Annotated in this window: 7 protein-coding genes; 3 read left to right on the forward strand and 4 right to left on the reverse strand. The window is 74.4% G+C overall.

All coding sequences use genetic code 11. From position 1 onward, the window contains the following. Both ACFV4F_RS41915 and ACFV4F_RS41920 read right to left on the reverse strand, forming a co-directional pair. The coding region (locus ACFV4F_RS41915) for a YcnI family protein (RefSeq protein ID WP_380511027.1) at positions 1-647 on the reverse strand (647 nt) is incomplete at its 3' end. 72 nt (positions 648-719) lie between these two features. Further along, the gene (locus ACFV4F_RS41920; protein WP_380511030.1) at positions 720-1,181 is read right to left on the reverse strand and encodes a hypothetical protein; all 462 of its coding nucleotides are present in this window, start codon (positions 1,179-1,181) and stop codon (positions 720-722) included. A 576-nt stretch (positions 1,182-1,757) separates the two neighbouring features. Here ACFV4F_RS41920 and ACFV4F_RS41925 point away from each other — a divergent pair. Then, a complete protein-coding gene (locus ACFV4F_RS41925; protein ID WP_380444957.1) occupies positions 1,758-2,255 on the forward strand; it encodes a signal peptide protein in 498 nt (165 codons plus the stop codon). A 61-nt stretch (positions 2,256-2,316) separates the two neighbouring features. Here the strand turns inward: ACFV4F_RS41925 and ACFV4F_RS41930 are convergent, their stop codons facing one another. After that, complete coding sequence (locus ACFV4F_RS41930; protein ID WP_380444958.1) at positions 2,317-2,826, reverse strand: hypothetical protein; 510 nt, start codon at positions 2,824-2,826, stop codon at positions 2,317-2,319. Between the two features lie 67 nt (positions 2,827-2,893). On the opposite strand from ACFV4F_RS41930, the gene ACFV4F_RS41935 reads away from it, so the two are divergent. Further along, complete coding sequence (locus ACFV4F_RS41935; RefSeq protein ID WP_380511032.1) at positions 2,894-3,856, forward strand: alpha/beta hydrolase; 963 nt, start codon at positions 2,894-2,896, stop codon at positions 3,854-3,856. A 36-nt stretch (positions 3,857-3,892) separates the two neighbouring features. On the opposite strand, the gene ACFV4F_RS41940 is transcribed toward ACFV4F_RS41935, so the two are convergent. Further along, a complete protein-coding gene (locus tag ACFV4F_RS41940) occupies positions 3,893-4,339 on the reverse strand; it encodes a hypothetical protein (RefSeq protein WP_380498941.1) in 447 nt (148 codons plus the stop codon). Positions 4,340-4,539: 200 nt separating this feature from the next. On the opposite strand from ACFV4F_RS41940, the gene ACFV4F_RS41945 reads away from it, so the two are divergent. Beyond that, entirely contained in the window at positions 4,540-5,610 is a 1,071-nt protein-coding gene (locus tag ACFV4F_RS41945; protein ID WP_380511035.1) for a TolB family protein, read from the forward strand. Positions 5,611-5,719 lie beyond the last annotated feature (109 nt).

Below are 5,719 nucleotides of genomic sequence, written 5' to 3' on the forward strand. Positions count from 1 at the left end.
GTGCTCGCCTTCGCCGCCACCGGGGCCGCCGGAGCCGCCGGAGCCGCCGGGGCGGCGGCCGGAGCCGGTGCGGCCGTGGCATCCCCGGCGGTCGTCGCGCTCGCCGCGCTCGCCGCGGTCAGCTTGAGGACCGGCGCCGGGTTCTTCGGCTCGGGCTGCCCCTCCTGCGGCTCCTCGATCCAGCGGACGATGTTCCCGTCGCTGTACGTCTGGAGCGCCTTGAAGACGACCTTGTCCGTGCCCTCGGGCAGCGCGCCGAGGTCGACGGTGAAGTCCTGGTAGTGGCCGGGGGCGATCTGGCCGCCGGTCCAGACGATCTGCGACACCACGTCGGTGATGTCGCCGTCGTCGGTGTGGATCGGCGTCGCGAGCTTGGTGGTCTGGATCCGGTCGGTCCAGCCCGCCACCGGCGCGACCAGGGCGGACGGGATCGGGTGGTCGACCGGGAAGTCGATCTCGACCTTCACCGTGCTGTTCTTGTCGTCCTCGTTCGGCACGCGGAACGCGAAGGTCTGGTCGGTCGCGTTCTTCGGCACGCTGGACGGCTGCACGGTGACGTGCGCGGACGCGGCGGTGGCGCCGGCCAGCACGGCCGTGGCGGCCAGGGCGGAGGCGGCGGCGAGGCGGATCGCGGAGGAGGCTCTCATGGGTGGTGTCTTCTCCAGGGAAGGCATGGGTGTGGTCAGGGGCGGGCGGACGGCCGCAACGGGACGGTCCCGTCAGGCGGCCGCGCCCAGCGGCGGACCGCGCCTGATCACCACGTGCCGGAGCGGCGCCGACCGCACCGGACCCCACCAGTCGTACGCCGGCACCCGACGCACGGCGCCCGCCCGCGACCGGCCGCCGAGCCCGTCGCTCAGGGCCTCGAACAGGGCCAGCACGCCGCGGAGTTGATCCGCGCAGGCCCGCACGGCGGCCGAGGCGGTGCCGGCCGCGAGCCGGACCAGCGACCAGACGGCCGCCTCGCCGCGCCGCAGCCACCAGCCGGCGGCGACGGTCGCGGCCAGGTGCGCCGCGAGCATGGCCGGGCTGAGGCCGAGGAGCGTCGCGTGGCACCAGAAGGCGACGTGCGTCGCCGCGACGGCGGTGTGCGGGAGCGCCCCGCCGCCGCCCGTCACGGCGTGGGCCATCGCCACGCCGGGGCGCCCGCCCATCCCTGACATCCCAGGCATGCCAGGCATATCGGCCATGGTGTCCGCTTCGCCCCTCGCCGGGACCGCGCGCGAGGCCTGGGCAGCGTGGAAGAGGACGTGCAAGCCCCCTTGTGCGCCTGCCAGGCTCCCGATGATCGCCCGCGCCGAGCGTTCCCGTCGCGCGCCGAAAGCCGCCGCGGTGCCGGACAGCACCCACCCGAGGAACAGCGCGCCCGGCGGGACCGGGCTCCCGGAGGCGAAAACGTGCCCGGCCGCGGCCAGCACGACGCAGACCGTCGCGAAGGGCAGGGCCCTCAGTACGCGAAGGTCGAGCGCGGCGGCGCGAACCGGTGTCGGCAGCGCCTCGGGTCGGGAGGCAGCCATGGCCGGGACATCATGCCACCCCCGACCGAGCGCCGGGCCGGTTCCCCCGAACCCCGCACATCACCGCGAGAACGTACGGGTTCCGGCGGCCTCCGCAGCGGGCCGCGGGCCCCGGCGGATGCGGCGGATGCGGTTGGCGTGCACCGTGGATACGTACAGCCCGCCCGAGCGGCGACCGTCCGTGCACCCGCGGATCCCCATCGGTCACCGGGCGTGCCGTCGACGATCGAAGGAGGCGCCATGCCCAGCAGGAGGATCCCCCGCAGAGGTCCGGTCCTGACCGCCGTCGCCCTCGCCGCCCTCCCGGCCATCGCGCTGGTCGCCCCCGGGCAGGCGGTGGCGTCCGCTCCCCCGCCGGCGGCGACGGCCGCCGCGGCACCGGTCGGGTTCGTGAACCTGCCGAGCAGCCCGCTGCCGGCCGACCGCACGCCGCACCGGATCACCGTGACCTACCGCAACCCCTCCTCCGCGGACCGCACCGTGGCCCCGCAGGTCCTCGTCGAGTCGCCCGACAAGGGCCCCTTCCTCGTCACGTCCGACGTCAGGCTCGAACTGCTCGGTTCCGACGGGCGGTGGCGGACCGTGCAGCTCGGGAGCCAGACCGGCACGCTGTTCACCGGCCTCACCACCGCGAAGATCGTCCTGCACGGCCACCACACGCTCACCGAGCACTACCGGCTCACGGTGCTCGCGCCCGCCCACGGCACGGTCGAGCCGCGGATCGCGCTGTACTCCTGAGCCCACGACGCCCGAGCCCACGACGCCTCGACCCACGACGCCTGAGCCCACGCCCGCACGGTCAGGCGTGCTCCCTGAGGAAGGCCCCCGCGTGGGCCGCGGCCACCTCCGCGCTCACGTGGTGCACCCCGTCCTCCGCGGCACCGAAGACACCGTCGGCCCCCGTCGCCGTCCAGCCCCAGCCGCCGCCCGGCGCCTGGACCAACCTCGCCGTCCCACCGAAGAGTTCGAGCGTGCCCGCCTCCTGCGCCGGGCGCTGGACGGCGTCCGGCCACTTCTTCCGCGCGCCCTGCCGGGTGATGCCCCACACGGCACCGAGCTGCTCGTAACTCGCCCCGTACGAACCGGCGGTGCCGGCCGCCGTCGCCGTCAGCTGCTTCACCGCGCCGTCCACCACCTTCCAGGCGGCGAGGACGGACAGCGCCACCTCCGCCGGGTCCGCGTCCCACATGCGCTCCTGCGCGAGCCCGCTCTGCCGGGCGCGGATGGCCGCGGCCAGCGGGTCCAGGGCCTCGCAGAGAGCCTTGTCGAGTGCCGCCTGTTCTTCCCGGGTGATCTCAGGCATCATCATGTGACAACCATAGTTTACGAAGTCGGTTCGCGGTAACAAAAGTTACCGAGATGAGGGGGGTTCGTTCATGGGTGTCGCCTTCGACCCGGAACTGCACGCCGCGCTGGCGGCCGTCGGCACGCCGGAGCCGCTCACGCCGGCCGGGCTCGCGGCCTGGCAGGCCCGGGACACCGCCTCCCGGCCCCGGCCGACGGCCGAACGGCTGCGGGACGGCGGCCGGTTCGAGGTCGCGGAGCTGCGGGCGCCGGTCGCGTGGGACGGCAGCGAGGTCCGGCTGGTGACGGCCCGGCCCGCCGGGCTCGACGGGCCGCTGCCCGTCCTGTACTACCTGCACGGCGGCGGGATGATCTCCGGCAACGCGTGGTCCGTCCTGCCCCGCCTGCTGCGCGAGACGGCCGAACCGCTCGGGCTCGCCGTCGTCTCCGTCGACTATCGGCTGGCACCCGGCGCGCGGTACCCGGCGGCCGTCGAGGACTGCTACGCCGGGCTCCTCCACACCACCGAACTCGCCGATGAGCTGGGCCTCGACGCGAAGCGCGTCGTCCTCGGCGGCAAGAGCGCGGGCGGCGGGCTCGCCGCGGCCCTCGCCCTGCTGACGCGCGACCGCGGCGGGCCGGCCCCGATCGGCCAACTGCTCCTCAGCCCGATGCTCGACGACCGCGGCGACACGCACTCCAGCCACCAGCTGGCCGGCCGTGACACCTGGGACCGCACCTCCAACGCCACCGCCTGGCAGGCCGTGCTCGGCGAGCGGTACGGCTCCGCCGACCTGCCGCCCTACGCCGCCCCCGCCCGCGCGACCGACCTCGCCGGGCTGCCCCCGGCCTACGTCGAGGTCGGGTCGGCCGAGACCTTCCGGGACGAGGCCGTGGCCTACGCCGACGCGATCTGGCGGGCCGGCGGCGCGGCCGAACTCCACGTCTGGCCGGGGGCGTTCCACGGCTTCGACACCCTCGCGCCGCACGCGGCCCTCAGCCGGGACGCCCTCGACGCCCGCACCCGCTGGCTGCGGCGGATCCTCGGGCGGTGAACGCGGGCGGTGAACGCGGGCCGACCGGGTCCCGGGTCAGGGGTGGGCGCCGTCGCCGTACACGCCGCCGGCGGCGTCCGTCAGGCTCGCCATCAACTCCGCGTGCCAGAGGTTCATGTAGTCCAGCCGGCGCCACCGCGGATTGTGGTCCGGGTGGTCGCGGAAGCGGTCGGCCGTCCGGCACAGCCGCGCCCACCAGATCGACACGTCCTGGCGCAGCCGCTGGGTCTCGCCCGGCTCCTCCGTCCGCTCCTCCTCCAGGACGACCTCCCAGGCGACCAGGAGGTCCGCGAGCTGGATGCAGTCGGCCGAGGTGATCTGCTCCAGGCGCTCGGCGGCGAAATGGGCGTCGCTGCCGTCGGGCTGCGCGGCGACGATCTCGCGCAGTCTGGCGGCCAGGAACGTCCGCAGCGGGTCGATGTCCTCGACGTGCAGGTCGTCGGAGAACTCCAGCAGTTCGGCGGGCTTGCGGGCGGCGGTCATCGCGGTCTCCCCTCCCGGTCCGGACAGACGGGCGGACGTGGCGGGCCGTCACGCTCCGCCGCGTTCCGACAAGGACGATAGCGCGGAGTTCCCCGCCGGTGGGGCTGTTCCACGGCTGTGACACGTCGTCGACGCGGCGCGGACCTGCGGCTGCGAGGCTCCTACCTGTAAGCGAGCAACGCACGAGGGGGACCTGGAAGATGTCCGTTCGCACCACAGTCCGCAACCGGTTCGGCACCGTCGCCGCGATAGCCCTGATGACCACCGCCGGCACCGTCCTGGTCTCCGCCTGCGGTCCCAACGACACGGGCAACGGCCCCGAGCCGACCACCGCCCCCGGCACGGCCGCGCCGGGCAAGAGCGGCGGCGCGGGCGGTTCGACGGGCGGTTCCGGCGGCACGGGCAGCACCGGCAGCACGGGCGGCGCCAAGGAGGTCAACGGCACCAGCGCGGCCAACCACCTCACCATCAGCACGGGCACCCAGACCGTCGTGATGAACGGCACCACCGTCGACTTCGGCACCGTCGTCCGCGACCTCGCGTGGTCCCCCGACGGCAAGCACGCCGCGTTCGTCAACGGCAACGGCGACCTCGTCACCGCCAACCCGGACGGCAGCAACAAGGTCGTCCTCGCCAAGAACCCGGGCGGCGAGACCTGGTCCCACCCGAGCTGGCAGCACGCCGAGAAGAGCGACGCCGTCTCGGACAGCCCGGGGTTCCTGGAGCGCTTCGCCAACATCGTGTTCTCCTCGGCCAAGGGCGGCGTCCTGACCCTGGAGTCGGTCCCCGTCAAGGGCGGCACCGCCCCCAAGGCGGTCACGCCCGCCATCTCCGACGGCGGCGGCCCCGGCGTCACGCAGCCGCCCGCGACCGGCAACACCTGGTCGAACGCCGGCGGCAAGCGCGGCGAGGTCGCGTACGCCAACACGCCCAACGGCGAGGTCTACATCTACGACGACTACATCCGGGCCAACACCCGCGACATGGGCAAGGGCTCGCAGCCGGCCCTCTCCCCCGACGGCGAGCAGGTCGTCTTCGTCCGCTCCGTGAACGGGCACGACCACCTGTTCTCGAAGAACACCGAGAACCAGGGCAAGGAGAAGGACCTCACCCCGTCCGCCACCACGGACTACACCGAGCCCGCGTGGTCCCCGGACGGGAAGACAATCGCCGTCCGCACCCCGGACGGGATCAGCACCCTCCCGGCCGACGGCTCGGCCGCCCCGGCCCCCGTCTCGACGTTCAAGGGCCTGCCGGCCTTCCGGCCGTGATCTCCCGCCTCAACCCCGAGAGCTGGGGCCCCCCCACCCCCCGCCCCACCCCCACGCGGCAACCCCCCGGAGTGGGGCGGGGGGTGACGAACACCACACAAAAAACAAA

The sequence above is a fragment of the Kitasatospora sp. NPDC059722 genome (genome assembly GCF_042733235.1).
Lineage (GTDB): Bacteria > Actinomycetota > Actinomycetes > Streptomycetales > Streptomycetaceae > Kitasatospora.